At 66.3% G+C, this 25,122-nt stretch carries 21 protein-coding genes and 1 pseudogene; 17 read left to right on the top strand and 5 right to left on the bottom strand.

What is annotated here, in order from left to right:
• The 3 genes from ACIBVQ_RS38465 to ACIBVQ_RS38455 all read left to right on the top strand — a co-directional run.
• Window positions 1–1,567: WD40 repeat domain-containing protein (locus tag ACIBVQ_RS38465; protein WP_399183774.1), on the top strand; the 1,567-nt coding region annotated here is incomplete at its 5' end.
• A 210-nt stretch (window positions 1,568–1,777) separates the two neighbouring features.
• Window positions 1,778–1,918 (top strand): hypothetical protein, encoded by a 141-nt coding sequence (locus ACIBVQ_RS38460; RefSeq protein WP_352014821.1) that lies wholly within the window; start codon window positions 1,778–1,780, stop codon window positions 1,916–1,918.
• 107 nt (window positions 1,919–2,025) lie between these two features.
• Window positions 2,026–2,676 carry a hypothetical protein gene (locus tag ACIBVQ_RS38455; RefSeq protein ID WP_352014822.1) on the top strand — a complete coding sequence of 217 codons (651 nt, stop codon included), beginning with the start codon at window positions 2,026–2,028 and terminating at the stop codon, window positions 2,674–2,676.
• 96 nt (window positions 2,677–2,772) lie between these two features.
• On the opposite strand, the gene ACIBVQ_RS38450 is transcribed toward ACIBVQ_RS38455, so the two are convergent.
• Complete coding sequence (locus tag ACIBVQ_RS38450; protein WP_399183771.1) at window positions 2,773–3,933, bottom strand: PucR family transcriptional regulator; 1,161 nt, start codon at window positions 3,931–3,933, stop codon at window positions 2,773–2,775.
• A gap of 282 nt (window positions 3,934–4,215) precedes the next feature.
• Between ACIBVQ_RS38450 and ACIBVQ_RS38445 the strand changes: the two genes are divergently transcribed.
• From ACIBVQ_RS38445 to ACIBVQ_RS38420, 6 genes are read left to right on the top strand one after another with little or no spacing between them, the layout of a single operon-like run.
• A complete protein-coding gene (locus tag ACIBVQ_RS38445) occupies window positions 4,216–5,004 on the top strand; it encodes an alpha/beta fold hydrolase (RefSeq protein ID WP_399183769.1) in 789 nt (262 codons plus the stop codon).
• 25 nt (window positions 5,005–5,029) lie between these two features.
• Entirely contained in the window at window positions 5,030–5,890 is an 861-nt protein-coding gene (locus tag ACIBVQ_RS38440) for a VOC family protein (RefSeq protein WP_399183767.1), read from the top strand.
• Between the two features lie 23 nt (window positions 5,891–5,913).
• Window positions 5,914–7,683: an FAD-dependent oxidoreductase gene (locus tag ACIBVQ_RS38435; RefSeq protein WP_399183765.1), complete on the top strand. Its 1,770-nt coding sequence runs from the start codon at window positions 5,914–5,916 to the stop codon at window positions 7,681–7,683.
• Between the two features lie 6 nt (window positions 7,684–7,689).
• The gene (locus tag ACIBVQ_RS38430) at window positions 7,690–9,243 is read left to right on the top strand and encodes an FAD-dependent monooxygenase (protein WP_399183763.1); all 1,554 of its coding nucleotides are present in this window, start codon (window positions 7,690–7,692) and stop codon (window positions 9,241–9,243) included.
• Entirely contained in the window at window positions 9,240–11,288 is a 2,049-nt protein-coding gene (locus ACIBVQ_RS38425) for an acetate--CoA ligase family protein (protein ID WP_399183761.1), read from the top strand. Before ACIBVQ_RS38430 ends, ACIBVQ_RS38425 begins: the two co-directional genes overlap by 4 nt.
• Window positions 11,269–12,948, top strand: coding sequence for a (2,3-dihydroxybenzoyl)adenylate synthase (locus tag ACIBVQ_RS38420; RefSeq protein ID WP_399183759.1), 1,680 nt, complete (start codon window positions 11,269–11,271; stop codon window positions 12,946–12,948). The genes ACIBVQ_RS38425 and ACIBVQ_RS38420 overlap by 20 nt, the downstream gene beginning before the upstream one ends.
• 186 nt (window positions 12,949–13,134) lie before the next feature.
• Here ACIBVQ_RS38420 and ACIBVQ_RS38415 read toward each other — a convergent pair whose 3' ends face one another.
• Complete coding sequence (locus ACIBVQ_RS38415; protein WP_352014830.1) at window positions 13,135–13,503, bottom strand: VOC family protein; 369 nt, start codon at window positions 13,501–13,503, stop codon at window positions 13,135–13,137.
• 63 nt (window positions 13,504–13,566) lie between these two features.
• Here ACIBVQ_RS38415 and ACIBVQ_RS38410 point away from each other — a divergent pair, with 63 nt between their 5' ends.
• A complete protein-coding gene (locus ACIBVQ_RS38410; RefSeq protein ID WP_352014831.1) occupies window positions 13,567–14,049 on the top strand; it encodes a MarR family transcriptional regulator in 483 nt (160 codons plus the stop codon).
• 229 nt (window positions 14,050–14,278) lie between these two features.
• Here the strand turns inward: ACIBVQ_RS38410 and ACIBVQ_RS38405 are convergent, their stop codons facing one another.
• Window positions 14,279–15,409, bottom strand: a complete 1,131-nt coding sequence (locus ACIBVQ_RS38405; RefSeq protein WP_399183757.1) for a serine hydrolase domain-containing protein — start codon at window positions 15,407–15,409, stop codon at window positions 14,279–14,281.
• Window positions 15,410–16,204: 795 nt separating this feature from the next.
• Between ACIBVQ_RS38405 and ACIBVQ_RS38400 the strand changes: the two genes are divergently transcribed.
• Window positions 16,205–16,843, top strand: a complete 639-nt coding sequence (locus tag ACIBVQ_RS38400) for a hypothetical protein (protein WP_399183755.1) — start codon at window positions 16,205–16,207, stop codon at window positions 16,841–16,843.
• A 513-nt stretch (window positions 16,844–17,356) separates the two neighbouring features.
• Here ACIBVQ_RS38400 and ACIBVQ_RS38395 read toward each other — a convergent pair.
• A complete protein-coding gene (locus ACIBVQ_RS38395; protein ID WP_399183753.1) occupies window positions 17,357–17,680 on the bottom strand; it encodes a hypothetical protein in 324 nt (107 codons plus the stop codon).
• A 303-nt stretch (window positions 17,681–17,983) separates the two neighbouring features.
• Between ACIBVQ_RS38395 and ACIBVQ_RS38390 the strand changes: the two are divergent.
• The 3 genes and pseudogenes from ACIBVQ_RS38390 to ACIBVQ_RS38380 all read left to right on the top strand — a co-directional run.
• Window positions 17,984–18,247: pseudogene (locus ACIBVQ_RS38390) on the top strand (DUF6247 family protein); the annotation flags it as partial.
• A 293-nt stretch (window positions 18,248–18,540) separates the two neighbouring features.
• Window positions 18,541–18,843, top strand: a complete 303-nt coding sequence (locus ACIBVQ_RS38385; protein WP_399183751.1) for a tyrosine-type recombinase/integrase — start codon at window positions 18,541–18,543, stop codon at window positions 18,841–18,843.
• A 376-nt stretch (window positions 18,844–19,219) separates the two neighbouring features.
• On the top strand, window positions 19,220–19,423 hold the full coding sequence (locus tag ACIBVQ_RS38380; RefSeq protein ID WP_399183749.1) for a hypothetical protein: 204 nt from the start codon (window positions 19,220–19,222) through the stop codon (window positions 19,421–19,423).
• A 133-nt stretch (window positions 19,424–19,556) separates the two neighbouring features.
• Here the strand turns inward: ACIBVQ_RS38380 and ACIBVQ_RS38375 are convergent, their stop codons facing one another.
• Window positions 19,557–19,784, bottom strand: a complete 228-nt coding sequence (locus ACIBVQ_RS38375) for a hypothetical protein (RefSeq protein ID WP_399183747.1) — start codon at window positions 19,782–19,784, stop codon at window positions 19,557–19,559.
• Between the two features lie 1,881 nt (window positions 19,785–21,665).
• Here ACIBVQ_RS38375 and ACIBVQ_RS38370 point away from each other — a divergent pair.
• Genes ACIBVQ_RS38370 through ACIBVQ_RS38360 form a run of 3 tightly spaced genes read left to right on the top strand, consistent with a single transcriptional unit; the run spans window position 21,666 to window position 24,860 of the window.
• Window positions 21,666–23,348 (top strand): Eco57I restriction-modification methylase domain-containing protein, encoded by a 1,683-nt coding sequence (locus tag ACIBVQ_RS38370; RefSeq protein ID WP_399183745.1) that lies wholly within the window; start codon window positions 21,666–21,668, stop codon window positions 23,346–23,348.
• 21 nt (window positions 23,349–23,369) lie between these two features.
• Window positions 23,370–24,101 carry a PaeR7I family type II restriction endonuclease gene (locus ACIBVQ_RS38365; protein WP_399183743.1) on the top strand — a complete coding sequence of 244 codons (732 nt, stop codon included), beginning with the start codon at window positions 23,370–23,372 and terminating at the stop codon, window positions 24,099–24,101.
• Window positions 24,102–24,137: 36 nt separating this feature from the next.
• A complete protein-coding gene (locus tag ACIBVQ_RS38360) occupies window positions 24,138–24,860 on the top strand; it encodes a PaeR7I family type II restriction endonuclease (RefSeq protein ID WP_399183741.1) in 723 nt (240 codons plus the stop codon).
• The last annotated feature ends 262 nt before the right edge of the window (window positions 24,861–25,122 follow it).

The raw sequence follows: 25,122 nt of genomic DNA, 5'->3' as shown, positions 1-25,122 counted from the left end.
CGGCTCCTGGCTGGCCAGCGCCTCCCAGGACGGAACCGTACGAACCTGGAACACCGACGGCACCCCACGAGCCACCCTCACCGGCCACACCGGCGAGGTGAACGCCGTGGCGATCTCCCCAGACGGCTCCTGGCTGGCCAGCGCCTCCCAGGACGGAACCGTACGAACCTGGGGAGCCGACGGAGGTCTGCGTTCCACAATCACCGGCCACACCGACTGGGTGAACGCGGTGGCGATCTCCTCGGACGGCTCCTGGCTGGCCAGCGCCTCCCGCGACGGAACCGTACGAACCTGGAACACCGACGGCACCCCACGAGCCACCCTCACCGGCCACACCGGCGGAGTGAAGGGGGTGGCGATCGTCGCGGACAACTCCTGGCTGGCCAGCACATCCCGCGACGGAACCGTACGAATCTGGGGAGCCGACGGAGGTCTGCTTACCACCTTGACCGGCCGTATCGGCGGGGTGAAGGGGGTGGCGGTCTCCCCAGACGGCTCCTGGCTGGCCAGCACATCCCGCGACGGAACCATACGAATCTGGAACACCGACGGCACGCTGCGCACCATCCTGACCGGCCGCATCAGCGGGGTGAACGCGGTGGCGATCTCCTCGGACAACTCCTGGCTGGCCGGCGCCTCCGACGACGGAACGGTGCGGATCTGGAACGCCGACGGCATCCCACACGCCACCCTCACCGGTCACACCGACTGGGTGAACGCGGTGGCGATCTCCTCGGACAACTCCTGGCTGGCCAGCGCCTCCGACGACAGGACGGTGCGGATCTGGAACGCCGACGGCATCCCACACGCCACCCTCACCGGCCACACCGACTGGGTGAACGCGGTGGCGACCTCCTCGGACAACTCCTGGCTGGCCAGCGCCTCCCAGGACGGAACCGTACGAACCTGGAACGCCGACGGCACCCCACGAGCCACCCTCACCGGCCACACCGGCGGAGTGAGGGGAGTGGCGATCTCCTCGGACGGCTCCTGGCTGGCCAGCGCCTCCCAGGACGGAACCGTACGAACCTGGAACACCGACGGCACCCCACGAGCCACCCTCACCGGCCACACCGGCGGAGTGAACGCCGTGGCGATCTCCCCAGACGGCTCCTGGCTGGCCAGCACATCCCGCGACGGAACCGTACGAACCTGGAACACCGACGGCACCCCACGAGCCACCCTCACCGGCCACACCGGCGGAGTGAACGCCGTGGCGATCTCCCCAGACGGCTCCTGGCTGGCCAGCACATCCCGCGACGGAACCGTACGAACCTGGAACACCGACGGCACCCCACGAGCCACCCTCACCGGCCACACCGGCGGAGTGAACGCCGTGGCGATCTCCCCAGACGGCTCCTGGCTGGCCAGCGCCTCCGACGACGGGAGCGTGCGGATCTGGGCCATCAGTGATGACCCGTCATGCATCGCCGTCGTACGTGGTGAAACAGCGATGTTCGGCCTGTGCTGGAGCGAGCCGAACATCGTGATCGCCGGTGGAGCACGGGGCATCTCCATATTCAAACTGTCCACCCCGAGCGGCCGAGGAGCCCTGTCCCGTTCCTAGCCCGAGAGAGGCCTTTCGCGTACGGAGGCTCGGGGCTTCGAACCCGGATGGGCGGCAAACCCGAACGTGCTCGTTCAAACGTGGTTCCACCGGCCGGTGGTCCGGGGGGTACCGCTTCGGCACCGCGAAGACAGCGCCTGCCACGGAAACGACAGTGGACAGCGTGGGCCGGGGGCAGGCAGGCTGATCGCCGACGATGAGGGAGAGACCATGAATCTCGGCGTTTCAGGCATGAGCTTGATCTTCATGCTGTTCGGCGCTTTCATTCAGTTCCTGGTCATCTATTTCGCCGTACGCCTGGCTCTGAAGCATGACCGTGAACGGTCCGGGCGTGATTGGCCGCACAGATAGTTCCCCCGAGAGTGGAACAGCCAACGCCAGGCACAGCACGTGAAACGGCTGGGGCCGCAGGCGGGACGGCCAGACCTACGGCCCCGCACGAGGAAGCCCTGAGAGATATGGATCATGACATCACCGACGTTCCTCAAGGGCTCACTCGCAGGGCCCGCGACTTTGTCAAAATTCATGGCTTCCGGGTGAGGCCTTCGAAGGGCGATCGATTTCGGGACAGGTGGATCGCGTTAGGCATCCCGGCACACGAGATCGATCGGGCCGCGGAGTACGAGGCTCGTTGGGGTGGATTCGCGCTCCCGCCGGCTCCGCATTACGAGGGTGGTCCCCGGGTTCTGTCTTCGGATATTCCGGAAGGTTCACCGGCCGAAGGCTGGTGGTTCGACGCGGGCGGACAGCGGACGTCGGTTCCCTACGCCTTCATGATCGGTCCTGGTGATGAGTTCGGTATTCACAGCGAACTCTGGACCCCTCTGCACGCGACCGTCGAGGGCTGGGTGGAGTCGGTCGCGCTGGCCTACCACGCGTCGATGTGGGCCACGAAAATCACGAAGATCACAGGCGACGAGGTTGAAGCGATCCAGCTCGAAGGTTATGAGCCCGTACAGGAGGTGGCAGGGCTGGCGGACACCTGGTGGAGGGGACCGGACTCGCTTGTGGCGATCTACAGAGGAGAGGCGGAGTGCCTTTCCGCTCCTGCGTGCCGGACCGCGTTCGTCTATACGGGCCTGGATCGCTGGGGTCTCCACGGTGGCTGACCCGCTGATCGAGAAATACGGGCGTGAGGTGAAGCCGGCCCTTCCCGGTGACGACCTCGAACGACGCCAGGCGCACGGTTCCGGGTCGCGGACGTGTCACCTGTGCGGCCACAGGCCGGCGAGGCGGGCGATGCGGAGGCCGGCGTGCAGTTCCAGGCGGGTCGCCCCGTCCGTGATGTCGCAGTCGATGATCTCGCGGATGCGGTCAAGCCGGTAGTAGAGCGTGCTGCGGTGGATGCGCAGACGCCGCGCCGTACCCTGGATCTCGCCGCCGCTGTCGAGGTAGCCCTCCAGGATCGTCGCGAGTTCGGCACCCTGGGGCGCGCCCAGCAGGCGTCGCACTCCGGCGGGGAGCTGGCTCGGTGTCAGCCGGTCGAGCGGCAGTTGCAGGAACAGACGGTCGATGCCGAGGTCCTCCCAGAAGACCCGCCTGCCGTAACGACGCCTGTCCAGCCGGGAGGCGCGGAGGGCGAGCCGGGCCTCGTGGTAGGAGTCGACCGCCTCCGGCAACGACGGTTTCACGCTGCCCACACCTGCCACGACCTCCTCCAGATCGTGGTCGGCGAGGGCGCGTTCAAGCCTGTCGTGGTTGACCGGACGCGGAAAGAGAACGATTCCCTCGGCTCCGAGAACGGCACCGACGATCTTCACGGTCGTCGATCTCATGGTGAATTCGAGGGTCGCCTCGACGGCAAGTCTCGTCACCGACCTTGAGGACGACTCAGGGGCCTGGAGGACGAGAACCGAGTAATTCTCGACGTCGTCGATGAGGTTTTCCCGCACGAGGGTCTCCGCCGCCGCCGAACGGGCCTCCGGCGATTCTCCGAGCAATGCCGCAAGCAGGTTCTTCGAATTCTCCTTGTCGTGCCTCCGCTCGGAGATCCGCAGTGAGAGCAGCGCGCCCATTTCCGGCGCGGCGGATTCCAGTACTTCGAGATCGTCGACGCGCGGCGCCTCCCGATCCTCTACGTAGTAGACGTAGCCGAGCAGCTGCTGCTCATGACGCAGCGGCAGGACGACCAGCTCCCCGTCGGCCTGAGGCACCCGCACACCGTGCTTCACGTAGCGTAGCCGATGCCCTTCCACCAGCGAATTCGTCACCGGCGCCGTCGAGCCCGCGAGCAACCGGGCGAGCCGGGCCAGCCGGGCGTCGGTGTCGTGGACGCTGAACGCCGCGATCTTCAGGTCGTGGTCGAGCACCACCAGCGCCACGCCGAGACGGTCAGCCAGGTCCTGGACGGCGTCATCAAGGCTCACAGGGGTTGCTCCTCTCCTGCGACACAACGTCGGATCAACACCGACAACTAGCGACACATCGTACGAAGCGCATCAACGTGGTGTCTGTCTACGGTGGTGCGACAACGCACAAGCTAGCAATACCAGGGGCGAAAGAGGCAAGTCCCGCCGTCGCCTGGCAGGCCCGATCCCGGCCGTTTACCGATCAACGCACCATCCTGAGCAATGCCCGTGCGTGACAGGAAGGAGCCCATTCCAGTGACCGAGCGCACCGTCGAAACCAATGGCTATTCCACTTTCTTCTTGGAAAGCGGGGAGGAGAGCCACGAGACCGTAATTCTTCTGCACGGCGGCGGCCCCGGCGCCAACGCGGGGTCGAACTGGAGCAGCTTCATCCCCGCGCTGAGCGACGACTATCACGTGGTCGCCCCCGACCTCGTCGGCTACGGCCGCACCGACCACCCCGAGGACATGCCGGGCAGCCTGACCGGATGGATGCGCATGCGGGTCGAGCAGGTGCTCGCCCTGATGGACGTCCTCGGTGTCGAGCGGGCGCACCTGGTCGGCAACTCGATGGGCGGCGCCCTCGCCATGCACCTGGTGATGACGGCGCCGGACCGTTTCGCCCGGATCTCCCTGATGGGCAGCGCGGGCGGGCACTCGCAGCCGACGCCTGAGGTCATGCGGATGGTGTCCTTCTACAAGGACCCGACGATCAGCGCGCTGGAGAACCTCACCAGGTGGTTCGTCTACGACGAGGACGCCCTGGGCAGGTCGATCTCGGAGATCACCGAGACGCGCTACAAGGAGGTCATGCGGCCCGAGGTGCGGCGTTCCTTCGAGCGCTTCTTCTCCTCCTCCCCCGCCGAGATGGCCGTACCGCCGTCCGCGCTGCGCCGGATGCCGCATCCGTTCCTCATCGTGCACGGCCGTGAGGACCGCTTCGTCACCCCCGACTCCAGCGTCTTCCTGCAGCAGCACCTGCCCAACGCGCAGCTGCACGTCTTCCCGAAGTGCGGTCACTGGGTGCAGATCGAGCGCACCGCCCAGTACGCGGCGCTGCTGCGCGGCTTCCTCACCGACGCGTTCTGACCCCGTACGACTAGGAGAGCACAGCATGGACATCAAGCAGCTCGGCTACCTTGGCCTGTCCGCGCGTGAGCCGGACGCCTTCACCACCTATGCCACCGACATCCTCGGCATGCAACGGGTCGAGGGAGAGGACGGCGCCACCCACTTCCGCATCGACGACATGCACCACCGCATCACCGTCGAGGCCGGAGAGCAGGACGGCGGCGCCTACTACGGCTGGGAGGTCGCCGACGGCGACGCGTTGAGCGCCGCGCTCAACGAGCTGAGCGACCACGGCGTCGTGGCCCACGAGGCGACGCAGCGGGAGCTGGAGATCCGGCGCGTGGCCGGCATGGCGCACTTCCTCGACCCCGCGGGCAACCGGGTCGAGCTGTTCCACGGGGCCTCGCTGGGCGAGGGGCGGTTCACCTCGGCACGGGACATCGAACGGTTCGTCACGGGTGACCTCGGCCTGGGCCATGTCGTACTCGCCAGCCCGGACGTGGCGGCCCAGCAGCGGTTCTACACCGACGTCCTGGGCTTCAAGATCAGCGACACGATGCGGGTGCCGTTCCAGGCGACGTTCCTGCACACGAACCCGCGCCACCACAGCATCGCCTTCGTGGACGGCCCGTTCTTCGGCATCGACCAACCGTTCCTGCACCACTTCATGCTTGAGGTTCCCGACATGGACCAGGTGGGCCGGACCTATGACCTCGTGCTCGACCGCGACGTCCCGGTCACCATGACGCTCGGACGGCACAGCAACGACCAGATGTTCTCCTTCTACGCCGAGTCCCCCGTCGGTGTGCACACCGAGTTCGGCAGCGGCGGCGTCCTCATCGACGACGAGACCTGGCAGGTCACCGAGATCCCCGGCCCCGACCTCTGGGGCCACCGGCACTGACCGCACCTTTTTGGAGCCATGACATGGATACCCTCACCCCCGTCGTGGAGACGGACGTACTGATCGTCGGGTCCGGTCCGGCGGGAGCCACCGCCGCGGCGCTGCTCTCGACGTACGGCATCCCCAACGTGGTGCTCAACAAGTACCCCGGGGTCTCGAACACGCCCCGTGCGCACATCACCAACCAGCGCGGCGTCGAGGTGCTGCGTGACCTCGGGCTGGAGGGGGAGGTGGTCAAGAACGCGACTCCGCAGCACCTGATGGGCGAGCACGTGTACGCCACGAGCCTCGCCGGGCGGGAGCTCGGCCGTCTGCGCACGTGGTACACCCATCCCCACTTCAAGGCCGAGCACGACCTCGCCAGCCCGTGCTCCGTGTGCGACCTGCCGCAGCACGTGCTGGAGCCCATCCTGGTCAACGCCGCCGCCTCCCGGGGGTCGTCCGTCCGCTTCAACACCGAGCTGCTGACGTTCACACAGGACGACGACGGCGTGACCGCCCTGGTCAGGGACAGGCTGACCGGCCAGGAGTACGGCATCCGCAGCAAGTACCTGATCGGCGCGGACGGCGGCAACTCGACGGTCGCCGCGCAGGCGGGCCTGCCCCTGGTCGGCAAGATGGGGCTCGGAGGCTCGATCAACGTGGTGTTCGAGGCGGACCTCACCCGCTTCGTCGAGCACCGTCCGGGCGACATGTACTGGTTCGTTCAGCCGGGCGTCGGCCACGACGGCAACGGCATCGGCGTGCTGCGCATGGTGCGCCCGTGGACCAAGTGGATCGGCGTGTGGGGCTACGACGTCAACGCCGGGCACCCCTCGCTCACCGAGGAGGACGGCGTCCGCATCGCGCACCAGCTGATCGGCGACGACCAGGTGCCGGTGAAGATCGAGTCGATCTCCACCTGGGCGGTCAACGACGTCTACGCGACCGACAACATGGCCGGCCGGGTCATCTGCGTCGGCGACGCCGTACACCGGCACTCGCCCATGAACGGCCTCGGTTCGAACACCTCCATCCAGGACAGCTACAACCTGTGCTGGAAGCTCGCGATGGTGTTGCGCGGCGAAGCCGCACCCACGCTGCTCGACAGTTACCGCGACGAGCGGCTGCCGGTCGCCAAGCAGATCGTCCAGCGCGCCAAGCGCAGCGACGGGCTGATGCCGCAGATCTTCATGGCACTGCGTCTGCCGCCCGCCTCCGGCGCGCAGGAACTGCACGACGCCCTCGACGCCCTGCTGCAGCCGACGGCCGAGGGCGGCCGACTGCGGCAGGAGTTCGACACCGCGCTGCAGAACACGATCATGGGCTTCAACACGCACGGCGTCGAGACCAACCAGCACTACACGTCCGCCGCGATCGTGCCCGACGGCACCCCCGAACAGCCCGCGCCGCGTGACGAGGAGATCTACTACTTCGCCTCGACCCGTCCGGGACGCCACCTGCCGCACGTGTGGCTGACCAGGGACCAGCGGCGCGTCTCCACCTTCGACCTGTGCGGCCGGGGCCGGTTCACCCTGCTCACCGGCATCAACGGCGCCGCCTGGCGGGAGGCGGCCGAGCGCGTCGCCAAGCGCCTGGGCGTGCCCATCCGAGTCTGGTCGATCGGCCGCGGCTGCGACTACGAGGACGGCTACGGCGACTACCGCACCCTTTCCGAGGTCGCGGAGGACGGGGTTCTCCTGGTCCGCCCGGACCACATGGTCGCCTGGCGGTCCGCCTCCGCGGTGGACGATCCGGAGGCGGCGCTGGGCGCCGTGTTCGGCCAGATCCTCGGCCGCACGACCAAGGAGTAGAGGGCCATGCGCATCGCGGTGGTCGGCGGCGGCCCCGGCGGGTTGTTCTTCGCCGCACTGATCCGGCAGGCGGACCCGTCGTACGAGGTGACCGTTTTCGAGCGCAACCGCGCCGACGACACCTTCGGCTTCGGGGTGGTCTTCTCCGACCGGACCCTGGAGGCGATCCACGAGGCGGACCCCGTGCTGCGCGAGGCCCTGGCCGAGCACGGCAGGCACTGGGAGGACATCGAGGTCCGGCTGAAGGGCGAGCGGATCAGGTGCGGCGGCAACGGCATGGCCGCGGTCGTCCGGCGCACGCTGCTCCTGATCCTGCAGGAACGCGCCCGCTCCGTCCGGGCTGACCTCCGCTTCTCCACCGAGGTGACGTTGGACGACCTGGCGGGCTACGACCTGGTGGTCGCCGCCGACGGAGCCTCCTCGCGGATCCGCGAAGCGCTCGGTCCCGGCCTCGGCTCACAGGTGGAGACCGCCTCGGCCAAGTTCATCTGGTTCGGCACCGACCACCTCTTCGACGGGCTCACCTTCGTCCACGAACGCGGCCCTGACGGCGTCTTCGCGGTGCACGGATATCCCATCTCCGACACCATGTCGACGTTCATCGTGGAGACCGACGAGGTCTCCTGGCGGCGTGCCGGTCTCGACGCGTTCGACGTGAACCAACCCCCCGGGGCGAGCGACCTGCGCTCCAAGGAGTACCTGGAGGAACTGTTCGCCGAGCAGATCGAGGGCGGACGGCTGCTCACCAACAACTCCCGATGGGGCAACTTCCGCACGCGCCGTACCCGCCACTGGTACGCGCTGGCCCCACGGCCCGTCGTCCTGCTCGGCGACGCCGTACACACCGCGCACTTCTCCGTGGGTTCCGGCACCAAGATGGCCATGGAGGACGCCGTCGCGCTCTCGCGGGCGCTGGTCGGGAACCCGGGCGACCTCGCGGCCGCCCTCGCGAGCTACGAACGGACGGCCAAGCCACCGGTTCTGCGCATCCAGGACTCGGCGCGGCCAAGTCTCGCCTGGTGGGAGAACTTCGGCGACTACCACGACGCCCTTGAGCCGTGGCAGTTCGCCTACCACTTCATGTCCCGCAGCATCTCCGACGCACGGCTGGCCAGGCGTGCGCCGCGGTTCACCGACTCGGCCCACCGCCGGTGGCGGGACCTGCACGGCGCCGACCCGCTGGAGACGCGCTTCGAGGTGACCGGCTGGTCGGCGTCCGGCCGGCTGCTCGACGTCGTGGCCGGAGCGGACGGTGCCCCCACGGCCGTCCGGGGGGAGAGTGATCTGCCGCTCTCCACGGTTCCGCTGCCCGGCGCGTGGGGCGCCCTGCTGGAGGCGCCGGACGACGAGGCCGACCTGCCCCACCTGTCCGGCCTCACCACCGGCGCGGTGCTGGTCGCCGTACACGGTGGCACGGCTCTGACCCGCACCCGGCTGTGCGAGGAGGTACGGATGCGCACAGGACTTCCCGCGCTGCTGATCGAGCGGGATCACGACCGGGACCGGGCACTGACCACGGTGCTCTCCGGCCGCGCTGACCTGGTCGGAGTGCTCGCGTGAACGATTCCGGCCCGCTGGGCCCGCTGTTCGCCCCCCGGGGCATCGCGGTCGTCGGCGCCTCCCGCGACCCGGGCAAACTCGGCGCCGCCATGGCTCGTTCGCTGTCCGGCTTCGACGGATTCCTGGCACGGGTGAACGCGCGCGACGACACCATGTACCCGTCCGTCGGCGCCGCCGCCGCAGCGGGACCCGTCGACCTCGCCCTGCTCTGTGTCCCCGCCGCGGCCTGCGCCGACGTGCTCGCGGAGGCGGCCGCCGCGGGCGTGCGAGCCGCCGTCGTGTGCGGCGGGGGGTTCGCCGAGGCGGGCGGCGCCGGAGTCGGGCACCAGCGACGGCTCGGCGCCATCGCCCGGGACTCGGGCCTCCGGCTCCTCGGCCCGAACACCAGCGGCTTCCTCGCTCCCCACGCGCGGGTGACCGCCAGCTTCGTCCCCGGCGCCCACCGGGTGGCACCTGGCGCCGTCGCCGTCGTCGCCGCCAGCGGGGGCGTCAACCACGCCCTGGCGTTCGCGCTGACCGAGGCGGGGCACGGCGTCAGCCTCGCCGTCGGCCTCGGGAACGGGGCCGACGTCACGGCTCCCGACGTCCTCGACCACCTCGCCGACGATCCCCGCACCGCCGCCGTCGCACTGCACGTGGAGTCGGTGGCGGACGGTCCCCGGCTGGTCGCGAGCGTGCGCCGCCTCACCGCGACCCGGCCGGTCGTCGCCCTGGTCGTCGGCCGTCACGACGTCGGGGCCTTCGCCGAGTCCCACACCGGGGCGCTCGCGACCTCGTGGCGCACGACGCGCGCGGCCCTGGCCCAGGCGGGCGCGGTCCTCGTCGACGACGAACGCGAACTCGTCGACGCCGTCGGCGCGCTCGCGGTGACCCGGGGCCGTCCCCACGCCGCCCCGGGGGTCGGCGTCGTCACCGCTCAGGCGGGTCCCGGCCTGCTGCTCCTCGACGACCTGCGAGGACGCGGGATCCGGGTGCCCGAGCTCACCCCCGGCACCCGCGAGACCCTGGCGGGGCTGCTGCCACCGCTGACCTTCCAGCGCAACCCGGTCGACACCGGCCGTCCCGGACCCGAGCTGGGAGCGGTGTTCGCCGCCGTCGGCGCCGATCCCGGCGTCGACGTCCTCGCGGGCTACGTCCTGCACGAACCGGACGCGGTCGACGTCGTCGCCGCGCTCACCAACGGCATGACCGCGGACGTCCCCGTCGTCCTCGGCCTGGCGGGCGTGGGCGAGGAGGTCGTCCGCGACCGCCGAGCCCTGCGCGAGTCGGGCGTCGCCGTGGTCGACGACGCCCGTGGCGTCGCCGCGGCCACCGCCGCGCTGCTGGCCGACGCCCGAGCGCGTACGGCCCGCCCCGCCGTCTCCACCCCGTGGGCGGCGCCGACCGGCCTGGCCGCCCGATATGACGAAAACGCGGGTAAGGACCTGCTCGAACAGCTGGGTGTGGCGACCATGCCACGCCACGCCTGCGCCGACCGGGCCGCGGCCCACGCCGCGTTCGACCTCGTCGGGGCTCCGGTGGCCGTGAAACTGCTGGACGCGGACGTCCTGCACAAGACCGAGATCGGAGGCGTGCACCTGGGCGTGTCCTCCCACGCCGACCTGGACGCCGCACTCGACGAGCTGGACGCGGCGGGCGCGCGCCGCTACCTGGTCGAGGCCATGGCGCCCGCCGGGATCGACCTGATGGTCGGCGCCCGACGCGACGTCGTCTTCGGACCCGTGGTGCTCGTGGGGCTGGGCGGCACCGTGGCCGAAGCCCTGGCCGACGTCGCCATCAGGCTCGCCCCGGTCTCCCCCGGCGAGGCAGCCGGCATGCCGTCCGAACTGGCCGGGCGGGCCCTGCTCTCCGGGTGGCGCGGCGGCCCCGTCCTCGACTCCGACGCCCTCGGCACGATCGTCTCCAGGCTCGGCGACCTGCTCGTCGCCAATCCGCTCCTGGAGGAGATCGAGGTCAATCCGCTACGGCTCACGCCACAAGGTCTCATCGCGCTTGACGCCGTCATCCTCACCAGGAAGGCCGACGATGCCCACCCCGATCACTGAGCACACCGTGCCCTGGCCCGAGGCCGACGTCACCCGCTTCACCGAGGAGGGCCTCTGGGCCGGGGCCGCGATCGGCACCCTGCTGCGGGAGGTCGCCGACCGCGCCCCGGACGCCACGGCGCTGACCGACGGCACCGGGCTCCGCCTCACCTACGGCGAGCTGGCCGACCGCGCCGACGCCGCCGCCGTACGCCTGCGTGGCCTCGGCATCGCCCGGGGCGAGCGGATCGTCATGCAGCTGGGCAACTCGTGGGAGTTCGTCGTCCTTCTCCTGGCGTGCCTGCGCGCGGGCGTCGTGCCCGTGATGGCGCTGCCCGCCCACCGCCGGGCCGAACTCACCTATCTGGCCGTCCATTCCGAGGCCGTGGCGATCGCCGTCCCCGACCGGACCAAGGACTTCGACAACCAACGGCTCGCCCACGACCTCGCGGCCGACGTACGCGCCGCCACCGGGGCCGGATGGCGGGTGCTGGTCGCCGGGGACGACATCGAACCCGGAAGTGTGGACCTGCGGAGCCTGTGCGGCCCGCCGACCGACCGGACCGGCTTCGACATGCCCTCTCCCTCCTCCCGGGACGTGGCCCTCTTCCTCCTTTCCGGGGGCACGACCGGCATGCCCAAGCTCATCGCCCGCACCCACGACGACTACGCCTACAACGCCCGGGCCAGCGCCGAGGTCGCCGGGGTCACCTCGGAGTCGGTCTACCTGGTCAGCCTGCCCGCCGGGCACAACTTCCCGCTCGCCTGCCCGGGGATCCTGGGTGTACTGCTCGCCGGAGGGCGGGTGGTCATGCTGCCCTCGCCCGAGCCGGTACGGGCCTTCGCCACGATCGCGGCGGAAGGCGTCACGCACACCGCGGTGGTGCCCGCGGTCGCCGGCCGCTGGCTGGAGCAGGCGGCCGAACACGGTGCCGGACAACTCGCCAGTCTGCGGGTCATCCAGGTGGGCGGCGCCCGCCTCGCGGACGAGCTGGCGTACAAGGTGAAGCCCGTGCTCGGGGCGACGCTGCAGCAGGTGTTCGGCATGGCGGAGGGGCTGCTCAACTTCACCCGCCTTGACGATCCCGCCGAGACGGTGTGCACCACGCAAGGCCGTCCCCTGTCGCCTTTTGACGAGATCAGGATCGTGGACGAGCAGGACCGGGACCTGCCAGACGGTCAGGCCGGGCTCCTGCTCACCCGCGGGCCGTACACGCCTCACGGGTACTACCGGGCGGCGGAGCACAACGCCCGCTCCTTCACCGACGACGGCTGGTTCCGTACGGGTGACATCTGCCTGCGCACGCCCGAGGGCGACCTCGTGGTGGCCGGCCGCGACAAGGACATGATCAACCGTGGCGGGGAGAAGATCTCCGCCGAGGAGATCGAGAACCTCGTGTACCAGCTCCCCTCGGTGAGCCAGGTCGCCGCCGTGGCCATGCCTGACCCCCTGCTGGGGGAACGCGTGTGCCTGTACGTCGTGCCGCGGGCCGGGGAGACGGTCACTCTGGAGGAGATCCGCGGGCAGATGGAGAGCGCGGAGGTCGCCCGCTTCAAGTTTCCCGAACGGCTCGTCGTCGTCGAGGAACTCGCCTGGACCAAGGTCGGGAAGATCGACAAGAAGGCCCTGAGAGCCGACATCGCCGACCGCCTCAAGGCGGAGCTTCCGGGCGGCGTCTGAGCGCCGGCCGCCTCCGGAGCTTCTCGGTAACCCCTGAGCGTCCGGCCGTCTCCGGAGCTTCTCGGTAACCTCTGAGCGGCCGGTCGTCTGCGGAGCTTCTCGGTAACCGTAACCCCTGAGCGGCCGGTCGTCTCCGGAGTGCGGAACCCGGTCCGTGACGACGCGGTCCGAGGCCGGTTCGGCTTGTCAGGCGCGGTCGTGGAGGGTGACGTGGTAACCGTCGGGGTCCGCGAAGGTGAACGTCCGGCCGAAGGGGCCGTCGATCGGCGCGGAGACGACGGTGTGACCGTCGGCGACGAGAGCGTCGTGGATGGCCTGGACGTCGGTGGCGTGGAGCCAGATCGCGGCGCCGATGCCGGGCCGGGCGACGGACGCGAGATCGGTGCCGGGAACGACGTCGCGGAGCGCGAACGCGATCGGCTTCGTCTCGAAGACGACGGCGTGCGGCGGCCCGGCCTGCGAGCGGACGAGGCCGAGGTACCGCTCGTAGAACGCCCGTGAAGCGTCGAGGTCGCGCGCCTGGAGCGAGATGAAGTCGGGGCCGGTGACGGGCATGGTGGTGCTCCTTCTCTCCGTGTCAGATTCCTGACACGGAGCAATGTATGTCAGAATTCTGACATGAGTCAAAACGGCCCCGGCGTTGACCTGGACAAATCACTGGGCTACCTGCTGAAAGAGGCTTCGAGCGCCCTGCGCGTGGCCATGGAGGAGGTGCTACGGCCGCTCGGGATGAGCGTGACGCACTACTCCTGCCTCGAACTGCTGGCCCAACGACCGGGCCTGTCGAACTCCGAGCTCGCGCGGGGCGCGTTCGTGACACGGCAGTCGATGAACGTGCTGCTCCAGGCCCTGGAACGGGACGGCTACGTGACCAGGCCCGCGGAGGCTCCCGTCGGGAAGGTCCTTCCCACACGGCTCACCCCTCGCGGCCGGCGGAGCCTGGAGAAGGCAACCGTGGCGGTCCGGGCCGTCGAGGTCAGAATGCTGGCCGGCCTGACCGAGACCGAGCAGTCAGCCGCGTTCCTGATCCTGCGGAGCATGATCCACTCCCTACGCGACAGCGACGGCGACGTAGGTTGCGCCGACGGACGTGGTGCATGAGTTTCCCCGGCCAGATGACATGGCGCCGCGAATGAGGACGACCATCGCATGATCCTTCGGGATGGCGCGCCTCGATGTGAGCGCACGCCGGGAAGGAGTCGGCTCGCGGCCGGGTTCTCCTTCACCACATGAACGGACGGGCGACACGGCACGGAGGCGTTGACGTCAATCGCTCCTTCCCGGCCCCGGTCCCATTGATCATTCTCGACCGAGACCGGGCCGCGCCCCCTCAGGAGCAGAAGGCGGAGTCGATCATCTTGCTGAAGGCGGCCATGTCGGCCGGGGACTGCTTCTGGTTGACGGAGAGGGCCATCTTCGTGCGGCCGTCCAGGGTGGTGAAGGCGCTCGTGAGATAGCCCGGAATGCCCCCGTTGTGACCGATGACCTTCCGCCCGCACGAGGTGGACATGGAGATCAGGCCGAGGCCGTAGTCCCCCGGCTGGATCTTGATGGGAACGGTCTTCCTCATCTCGGTGAACTGGGCGGGCTTGAGGAGCTTGCCGGTGACCAGGCCGTTGAGGAAGGTCGTCAGGTCCGCCGTGGTCGTGATCATCGCTCCCCCGGCGCCGGCGATGCTCGGGTTGAGCCGGGTCACGTCCACGTACTCGCCGTCGCTCTTGTTGAGGTATCCGTGGGCGTGTGGCCCGGGGATGGTCGTGGAGTACGTCGGCGCCGAGGTGCCGCGCAGCCCCAGCGGCTTGATGACGCGCTCGGTGACCTCACTCTGCCAGCTGTGGCCGGTCACCGCCTTGATCAGCATCCCGACCACCACATAGCCGGTGTTGGAGTAGGAGAACTTCGCGCCGGGCTCGAAGTCCAGCGGCCTGGTCAGCGCGGTCCTCACGATGCCCTCGTCGGTGAACCGGTTGAAGCGCAGCTTCAGGTAGGCGTCACCCGACGTCGGGAACTCCTTCATGCTGGTGTAATCGGGTATCCCGGCGGTGTGCTGAAGGATCATCCGTACGGTGATGTCGTTCTCGCGCGGCAACAGGCCGGGCAGATACTTGCCGATGGGGTCGTCCAGTCCGATCCGGCCTTCGCCGACCAGCTGCAGCACGGTCACCGAGGCGAAGGCCTTGGTGACGCTGCCCATACGGAACGACCCGTTGGTCGGTACGGGACGCCCGCCGGCGACCGTGGCCGTTCCCGAGCGCAGGACCCTCTGCCGGTCTCCCTCGCTGAGCCTGGCCTGCACTCCGACCGCGGTACCGGTACGCACCATCGCGTCCATCGACCTCTGGAGCGAGGCCGTGGTGCTCGGGGCGGGCTTCTGCCCGGCATGCGCCGGGACGGAGAAGAGAGCCAGACCCGTGGTGGCGAGGGCGAGAGCGGCGGCGGCTTTGGACGGGGTGGTGCGCATGAGGAGGTTCTCCCGGTAGGTTCTCGCGCCACGTCGGCGCTGGTCACAACGCTAGGAGGGCAGACCTCGGCGAACGATCCCGCCAGGGAGACAGTAAGGGGGGAGGCGGACCGGTCCGCGACGGTAGGGACGTCCCTACCGTCGCGGACCGGCGGAGCCAGCGCGCCCTGCGGACCGGCGGGGGTGGGACGGCCTTCTCACCGCCGCGTTCGCCGACCAGACCGCCCACGCCTCGTACGAGATCGCTCAGTGCGCGGTGCCGTACACCCATGGCCATCACCGTGGCGGCATCTCTGTCGATCCCGGTAAGGCGACGCCCTCGCTTTCTCCTGTCCTTGGGCCGGTCACTCCGGTTTCCGCCGATGGCTGAGTCATCGGCGTCGGCCGTACGGACTCCGAGGATCCAATCTTCACGGTCCCGGCCAGTCCGGTGCGCCGGGAGATGCTGCGACTGCCGCGCGATGAGGGACCCAGCCCGTCCAGCGACTCACCGGCCGGTCCGACATGGCCCGGCCCGGTTTCTCGGAGATCGCCCTCAGGCCGTTCAGACGGTTCAACCCAGGTCAGAGGGCATGTGTGGTCCCCTGAACGGCTCTGAACACCCTGTGCTGCGATCCGAAATACTGGTGACCATTGATTCCCTGATGCAGCGTGAAGATCAGCGGATGCGTGTCGAACGTCGACCGAGGATTGTGCTCCGGCCGGCGAAAAGGATGACGTCAGAGATCACCGATATTCAACGGCGATGGGTGAAATCTCGCTTGCCGGGATATGCGAGGCGGGAGACGCTGCGGCATGCATCCCTACGAGCAGGACGATGAGCTCGACCAGGCCGTCGAGGAGTTGAGCGTCCGCGTCTACACGGCGTTGCGCGACGGTGGTCTCGACGCCGGGCCTCTCGTCGAGCTGGCCCGCCTGGTGGAGGAGTGGGACGTGCCCACTTCCGTCACCCGGGAGCTCCTCGAACGCCCCGCCGCCGAGCTGACGGACGCCGACCTGGCTCGGCTGGGCAAGGCCTTCCTCGACGACATCGGCTTCGCGCCGACCTTCGCCCTGGAACCGGACCTGCTGGTTCCGCTGGAGGAGGCGCTGAAGGTCGTGGAGCGCGATGTCCGCGCCGCGGGGATCACCGGGACGCTTCGGATGGTCGTTCCCGACCGGGGCGCCATGAGTCTGGCACGGGTGGAGTTCCGGGGCATCTGCCATGGCAGCGGCCTCGGGCCCGGCGGGGACGCCCAACAGGTGCTCCAGTCTGTGGCCGACGCCACCCAGGACGTGGTCGTGGAGGCGACGTGGAAGATGTGGCCCGCCTGCCCGGTGCACGATCGGTGCCTGCTCGCCGAGTTGGAGAACGAGATCGCCGTGTGGCGCTGCACGAGCGGCGGAACGCACACCGCCGCACCGGTGGGCGAACTACCGCCCCAACGCCGTTGACGGCCCGCTGATCCGCTGGCTTTTCCCAACAAAGCATCCCCGTCGTCGCTTGCGGCCGTCGGCGTCGTGAGAGCAGACTGGTGGCTCAGCAGCCTGAGAGGGCCCGCAATCAACCGCCCCTCGCGGCCCGGCCCCTGTTCTCATCACCCCTGAGGGTTCGTGACATGTCGACCGGGGACAGCAGCACCAGTGTTGCGTTGAGGTCCTTATCACCCTTACGAGGGTTCGCAGACCGGCCGTCGTCTAGGGCGCTGACGACAGAGGAGGCGAGAGCACTGGAGACGGCGTCCAGCATCCCGGTGGTCCGGCAGTTCAGGACGGCGTATTCCGATGACGAACGTCCTGTTGAGGCATCCATCTTGATCAAAGGTGGTCATGTGTATGAGTACCTACATGAGCAGGTCATGCCGGGCTCGCGCCTCGAAGGCGTCCAGCCGTAGTCCCCTGCTGGGTGTTGGGATCCCCGCCGACAGACCTGTGGTAGCCGACGGGGATAGGGTCACGGCCCTGGCGTCAGCAGTTGACGATCGCCGTTACTTCTCGCTGATTCAAGACATACTCGAAGACGAGGAATTGGCCGACGGGCACGCAGGCGGTGCGTCCATAGCTCCATCCGCCATGATCGGGGTTGGGGGACGACTTGACGCGGTACTCGAAGGCGTACCCGCCGGTACCACCAGTGCAGATGTAGTAAACGGTGCCGCCTGTCGCGGTCACGTTCTCTTTGAACATCCTGCAGTCGGTGGGGTCGGCGTGTGCGGGGGCCGCTGTGGCGAGGAGCGTGCCAGCGGTGAGGAGGGTAGCGGCCAAGGCCGCGGCGTGCTTTCTGATGTGCATGTGCTGACCTCCAGCATGTTGGCTGGTGCGTGGACGGTCCCCCGAAGGTGGTGCACTGTTAAGAAAGCTTCCAAAAGGAAGATGGCTGCCCCCGTGCACGACGTCAAGTCTCCTGTCAGATTCCGGGTGGCTGTAAGGGATGAATATCCTTCGGGGAAGCCCAGGATGACGCCGTCTGGCAGGAGGACCGGGAGCGGCGAAGACCGAGTTGGGCGTCCGGCCCGCAAGGATGGACGACCAGGCCTTTTCCGCGACATCCCTCTTGTGGGTACGGTGGCCTGATGAGCGCCCAGCCCGCAGGACCCCCAGGTGATCCTGTGTGACCTACCCACCCGGGAACGGCCGGGGTTCCTGCGCCAGTACCGGCAGGCGGTTGAGGCCGCCAGGAACGACGTCGCCCGCTACAAGGACCTCGCGCGGCTGCTGCACCGCTGGCACCTGGTTGTCATCGCCACGACCAGGCCCGGCTACTACGAGGCGATCCAGCAGGCGAAGACCGGGCAGGGCGTGCCGCTGATGGAGGCGCTCAAGGCCGAGGTGGCCCGCCGCCGGTGCCCCCCGCCCTGACCTGTCCGAGCGGGCCCTCAGCCAACTCGGCGGCTTCCTCGTTGACGCCCTCGGAGCGCTCGTCGCAGCCATGGCCGACGTGTGCGACGGCCCCTACGATCCGCTCACCACCATGGGCACCGGCGACGAACAGGTACGGCGTGCCGACTTCGGCGAGGGCTGCGGATTCGTCACCTTCCTCATCCTCGACGCGGTCGAGGTGGTTCGGGTGGTCGACATCATCTGGGGGCTGAGGGCAGTCTTCGGCACAAAAAGAGCGGCCCCGCACCTCCCCTCCGTGGGAGGAGGCGTGGGTGGACTCCGGTCGGGTCTTCACCTGGGAGGACGGCTCCGCTCTCCGCCCCGAGTGCGTCTCCGAACGGTTCGGCGCCCTGACGGCACGGGCCGGCCTGCCGCCCGTCCGCTTCCATGGCCTTCGCCACGGCGCGGCCACGATGCTGCTCGCCGTCGGCGTCCCCACCAAGGCCATCTCCGAGATTCCGGGGCACGCGACCGCGGCCTTCACGAGCGACGTCTACACGTCGGTGGCCGAGGAACCCGCCGAGCAGGCCGCACAGGCGATCGCCGCTTTCGTGCCGCGCCGGAACCGGATCTGACCGCCTGTGCCATCTATGTGCCATCAGAAGGCCGAAGTGATCGCTGAAATGACGAAGGGAGTCCGTGATCTCTCACGAACTCCCTGGTCACTGCGGAGGCTCGGGGATTTGAACCCCGGATGGGCGGTAAACCCAAACCGCATTAGCAGCTCTGATCTTGGCCGTTCACAGCGGTTCAGCCTGGACCAACGGACGCGGACGGTCTACTCGGAACGGCGCGAGACGGCGCGGGATTGCAACTGGAACTGCAACTAGAGAACCGCCGCCACGGGCGGCATGACCTCGGTAAAAGGCTCGCCCTTGGAGCAAGCGCCCCCGGCCGTCGCCTCCAGGCTTGGTCCTTGGAGGGATCACCTTCGCGTTCGGGGTTCTGGTCATGACACAGGCGATGGCCACGACCAGATGGCTCGACGGCCGCCCCTCCGGGGTCGGCGATCCGGACGGTGAATCCTTCATGGCGATGCTCGCCGTGCTTTCGGGAGGAGCGACCCTGCTCATCAGTGCAGTGATCCTGATCAAGCGGAGCGCGGTCTTGAGGCGTTCCCGCAAGGTAGACGTCCCGGTGCCCGCAGGTCGCTGATCAAACAGAGAGCGCTACGAATGTGGAAAGCCCGAGCTTCTAACACCCTGCTTGCAAATCGGTCCGGTCACCAGGGGCAGTGGTCCCGACCTGGGCAAGTGGCAGCCCGCGAGTATCGCGTATGACAGCGGTCTCAGAGTTTGTACAGCCTGTTGAACGGTGTAGTGATTCGTTGCTGCCGCGATCCGAAATCAACGAACACGGCGATCTCGTCTTCTACAGCGATGACGACGCCGAGACCATACCGATCATGGGTCACTTGGTCGTTCACGCTGAACCGCTCGGCAGGCGGGGCGGGGGGCGAGGGCTTGAAGGGACTTGTGGACAGGTGGCGACGGGGCGCGCCGCTGGCTGACTTCATCCCCACCAGTATGTGCCGCCTGTTAGAACGCTCGCAACGGGACATGGACATGGCCCTAAAATGACCAAGGTGCGAGTCTGGATCAGCGTCCTGACCTGGGCCTTCGCGCGTGGAGCGGATGACGGGAATCGAACCCGCGCTGTCAGCTTGGGAACTGCATCGATCATGGCCCACTGGAACCCTAAGCTGGGCAGCGAGCCGGTCCTGAGTGACCGTGGCGGGCCCCTCGTCCCCTCTTAATGGCCCGCTAATGGCCCAACGATCAGCCAACGACCTGGTATTTCTCGCGCAACGTGCGTACCCCGGCCCGCCTGATCATCCCATCCGCCTTCGACCCGCCCGAAGGGAAACGGGCCGGCCACGGGGACGAGGTGGAGCCCCCAACCACAGGAACGACCTTGGCCCCGTGACCCTGGTCTGCTCGGCTTGTCCCGGGTCGATGGTGGGCGGGATGAACAGGCTCCCACCTCAGCCACCCACGAACCTCAGGCCCGAACGGCGATCATCTCGGAGCCGGAGCGCCCCCGCCGGAGACGATCTTTTCCATGAGGTACGGGTGGAGAGATCATCCGAGTAGCGGGAACTCGGCACGTGAGTGCCAGCGGTCTCCGTCGCTGACGAAGAGGCTGACCAACGTGACGTTGGCTGTGATGGGCAGTCGTGCGGTCAGCGCGGCTTCCGCCTCGTCGAGCACATGCGCCTGTTGGCCGTGGGCGACAGTCAGGTGCGGGATGGCGCACGGCTGCATGACCCGGAAAAGCGAAAGAGGCCCCGTAGGGCCTCTGAGCTGCCAGTTGGCTGGTGGCAGGTGCAGGACTTGAACCTGCGTAGGCTGAGCCGACGGTTTTACAGCTCGTGACCGTTCTTCGGGTGACATGGCCGCTGACCTGGTGCGCAGCATGTTCACGGCTCCCCCACCACCATGATCATTGCACGTATATTGCACGTCACGGCAGACGCGGCCGGAGGTCCGTCCAGCGACCGATCGCACTCTCGCTGTCCCCTCCCCCAGTCGACCAACCACCCTGGCCTTATCCAGCGGTGACTACTCCAGTTAGGGGCACATCCAGCAGTAGAGCAGCTGATCATGCTCCTTCGCACGACGGGATAACCCAACCAGGTTCTCAGCTACCGACAGTAGGTATTCCATGTCGACCGAGGTGAAGTGTGAGAACTCCTCGATCTCTGCCCACCGCTCCGTCAAGGCCGGTAGGCGTGCGCCGTCAGCACCGGCGAGCAGGTCACGCACGTTCACCGACAACTCTTGAATACTCGGCCCGTCCAGGTAGGGCGAACCTTCCGGCAAGGCGTCCCACTCCTCCTCACTCTGCGGGCCCCCTCCGGTGGGGGATACAGAGCTACCATGCCGACCAGATCCGTAGAAAGATCTGCATCACTGATGAGCGCCACAAGCTTGTTCAGGGTTCCCAACGGATCAATCCACTTGGCCTCCACAGCGTCGAAGCCGGTAGCCCCATGAGGTTCATCGATCACGCGGGAAGCTGCCGGTCGAACAAGGGCCGCTTCGCGATTGGCGGCTCGGTAGTACTCAAAGAAACCCATGGGAACGATCCTATTCAGGTGACGAGAGGAAAGCCCTCCTCAAGCTAACTCACTTACCCTAAAAATGGGATGTACCAGCTTCTATTAAACGAGAAACGCTTGAACGTCCCGCAATCAACTGGAGCAGCCGACTTCACACGGCTAAGCGAGATCACCTTCGACGAGATCATCTTTGGGGGGCCTCTAGCCTTCGAACCGAAAAGTCAGTGCTCTTGGACAGGCATTGAAGCTGGTAGAGCGCGACATCCGCTCGCGAAGGTCACACAAGTTCGGCACTGAACTAGCCCCGATCATGGACCCACCCGCTAAGGTGTGCGAGTGAACGTCTCGCCGTCTGACCTCGATGTATCCTCGCCCTCTCCCCTTGCACAGACCCCGGAGAGAAACGATCAGCATGGGGAGGTGTTCACTCGGCGCTGGGTCGTAGAAATGATCCTAGATCTTGTTGATTACTCCGAAGATCGAGATCTCTCAGAACTAAGACTAGTCGAACCAGCTTGCGGCACAGGTGCATTTCTTGCAGTAATTACTCAGAGAATCAGTGATTCTTGCCGCAAGCATGATCGCCCTATCATTGATGCAGTTAATTCGGTCCGCGCTTTCGATCTACTCGCGCGCAATGTCGCCTCTAGCCGCACCGTAGTACGGGATATTCTTTACCAAGAAGGGTGGGGAAAAGCTATAGCTGATCAAATAGCTACAGCTTGGATCCATCAAAGCGACTACCTCCTCCGCTCCACGGAGACCGACATTGACATTGTCGTTGGCAACCCCCCCTATATTCGTATTGAAGACATGCCAGAGGACCGAATGCGACGCTATCGGTCTCTCTGGCCCTCCATGACTGGCCGATCGGACATATACATCGGTTTTTATGAGGCCGCCCTGCGATCTCTCGCTCCCGGCGGTGCGCTAGGTTTCATCTGCGCCGACCGATGGATGCGCAATCAATATGGCGGCACCCTACGCAATCTGATCAGTACCTCTTATGCGATGAATGCCTGCATCGTCATGCACGACGTCGACGCATTCGACGAACAGGTATCCGCCTATCCCGCAATCACCATACTGCGTCGCGCACCTCAGAAAAAAGTGATAGTCGCTGACGCTAACAAAGATTTCGGGCCAGCTGCGGCTAAGCAGCTCGTCGACTGGACCCGCCGACCACAACAGCCAACCGTACTTGCTAATAGCTCGTACCAGGCGACATTTCTGCCGCACTGGTTCTCTGGAACCGACTCCTGGCCACAAGGATCACCAGCCCGATTGGCAGTTCTAGAAAGTCTCTCTGATCGTTTCCCGGCTCTCGGAGACCCTGATTCAGGGGTGCGTATTGGCATTGGTATAGCCACGGGCGCCGACAAAGTCTTCATCACTACTGACGATCAGCTCGTTGAAGAGGAACGCCTTCTACCGCTTGCAATGGTTCGTGATACCACTACCGGTTCCCTCAAATGGGGAAAGCGCTATCTCGTCAATCCCTGGGATGAGCACGGCAAGCTCGTGGACCTTGCCCGCTATCCGCGGCTGAGGCATTATTTCAACCAGCATCGTCAAGCACTGTTGGGCCGCTACATCGCCCGCAAAAACCCAGCTAATTGGTACAAAACTATCGACAAAGTCGAAGTCGCTCTCACCAGCCAGCCTAAACTGCTGTTTCCTGATATGAAGCTCACCAGTCATCCGGTATTTGATGAAGGCGGCCACTACCCTCACCATAACCTGTACTTCATTACCTCTGACGCTTGGGATCTGAAGGTTTTGGGCGGCCTTCTGCTGTCCAAGGTAGCTGAAGGCTTCATTGAAGCCTATGCCGTTAAGATGCGTGGTAAAACCCTACGCTTCCAAGCCCAGTACCTACGTCGGATCCGGGTCCCCCGTCCTGACACGCTCTCAGCTGAGCAGAAGCAAGCGCTCAGCTCAGCCTTTGAGGCCCGCGATGTTGACGCCGCCACCGCTGCCGCGCTAGAGATATACGGCTTGATCGCATGGCCGAGCTGATACGACCAGGGGGTCGCACGGGTGGCAGTGACACGCACCGACTTCGAGGCGGCCATGGCTGCCTACTGGGGAGCCAAAGAGCTTCAGCTGCAATCTTCAGCCATCGCTGAAGCCGTAGGCGCAGGAACTGCAGGGTCGGTACGCGGTGGCAAACACTTCGACGCGATCGCAGCTCTACTGGCGAAGTTCTTCGTCGAGGCCGGCTACCCACCTAGTGCCATCCGCATCAAGAAGGGTGACCGGCTTGAGCTGCCCGGCTACTATCGCCCATCTAAGCAGTGGGACGTCGTCATTGCTCATGACAACACTTTAGTAGCTGCGTTCGAGCTCAAAGCTCTTGGTGGCCCCTCTTTCGGCAACAACTACAACAACCGTGTCGAGGAAGCTCTCGGCAGTGCTGTTGACTTGCGTCGCGCAGAACTCGCCAATACTTTTCCAGGAGAAAAGCCCTGGCTAGGCTACTTCTTCATCATGCAGGATGCTGAAGGCTCCCGTAGACCTGTAGCTCCTCAGATCGGTGCTTTCGATGTCGATCCGATCTGGAAGGAAAACCAGTCTTACCAGCAGCGCTTTGCAGTTTTTTGTCAACGCCTCTTGGATGAGCGCCTTTATGATGCCGTCTGCTACCTTACCTCCTCAGCGGAGGATCCTTCTCGACCTGGCGAACCCATCGATGAGTTGAACTGGAAACATTTCGCCGCCCACATCAACAGCCGTATCCACTATCTCCAAGATGTGGGCATTCCCAGCTAGCCCACTTTTGCTCACTTAATTCAGAAAGAGCCAATCTTGGATTATGCAACTAAAATAAGAATCGACGCCGCACTCCAACGCTGGGTGGAACTAAGAGATAAACAGAAGGCCGACTCAACGGCCTCGGGGCGGGCACAAGCAGGAAACCGTGCTGCCGTAACCGCAGGAAATCACCTCTCAGGCATAAATCAACTCATTGTAGATGAGGTCGCATCAACAGGAGCTACAGGACTAGAGATAGTAAGCAGCCGATCGAAGACCACTCTTGCGGGATTCTATCGAGCATCAAAAGCCTGGGATCTGCTAGTACTAGAGCAAGGATCTCCAGTCTTAGCAGTTGAATATAAAACCATGAAGGGTAGCGAGGGAAAGAATCTTAATAATCGCGCCGACGAAGTATTTGGCGTTGCCGAAGATGCGCGCCAAGCAGAAGCACGGGGCCTTCTTTCTAGAGACTTAAGGCGTGCATACGTTTTCGTTATGGGAATCACCCCAGAAAGTGTCAAGCCTGTTGGTATATCTGTTTCTTACGGAGAACCTGACGCCGCCTTCCAGGGAGCCTCTTATTTGAGGCGAACAGCAATAATGTGTAAGCGGATGCGAGATACTGGCCTGTATCATCTGACGTGGGCTGTAGGCGTTCAAGATGATCCGTTCCTATGGCAGGAGCCAGACCCAGAGGTGGGATGGGACCGTTTTGCCGCTGACTTGAGAGCAGCCTTTCCGGGGGGAACCCCCACGATTGCTCCTCATCCTTAGCTTTGAAAAGCAACCACGAGTGCTCGGTTAAGTTCAGCTCAGACGCATAAACAGGCTCCCTGGGCGGGGATCGTTCACCCATTAGGACAGCGCGAGGCGCTCTGACGGCTACTCAGGCTCAACGGTGAGCCGGGGCTGAGGAACGAAGTCCCGGATCGTCGATCGCCCCCGACTATGCGGAAAGACCAGCTATCGCCAGGCGATCGTAAGGGCTGCATGTGGGCGGCGGTGTGGCCCCAGTGCGGCGGCTGGTGGTCGCGTA

The sequence above is a fragment of the Streptosporangium sp. NPDC049376 genome, from assembly GCF_044466505.1.
In the GTDB taxonomy this organism is placed as follows: Bacteria; Actinomycetota; Actinomycetes; order Streptosporangiales; family Streptosporangiaceae; genus Streptosporangium.
This window is presented reverse-complemented; position numbering and strand designations above follow the sequence as displayed.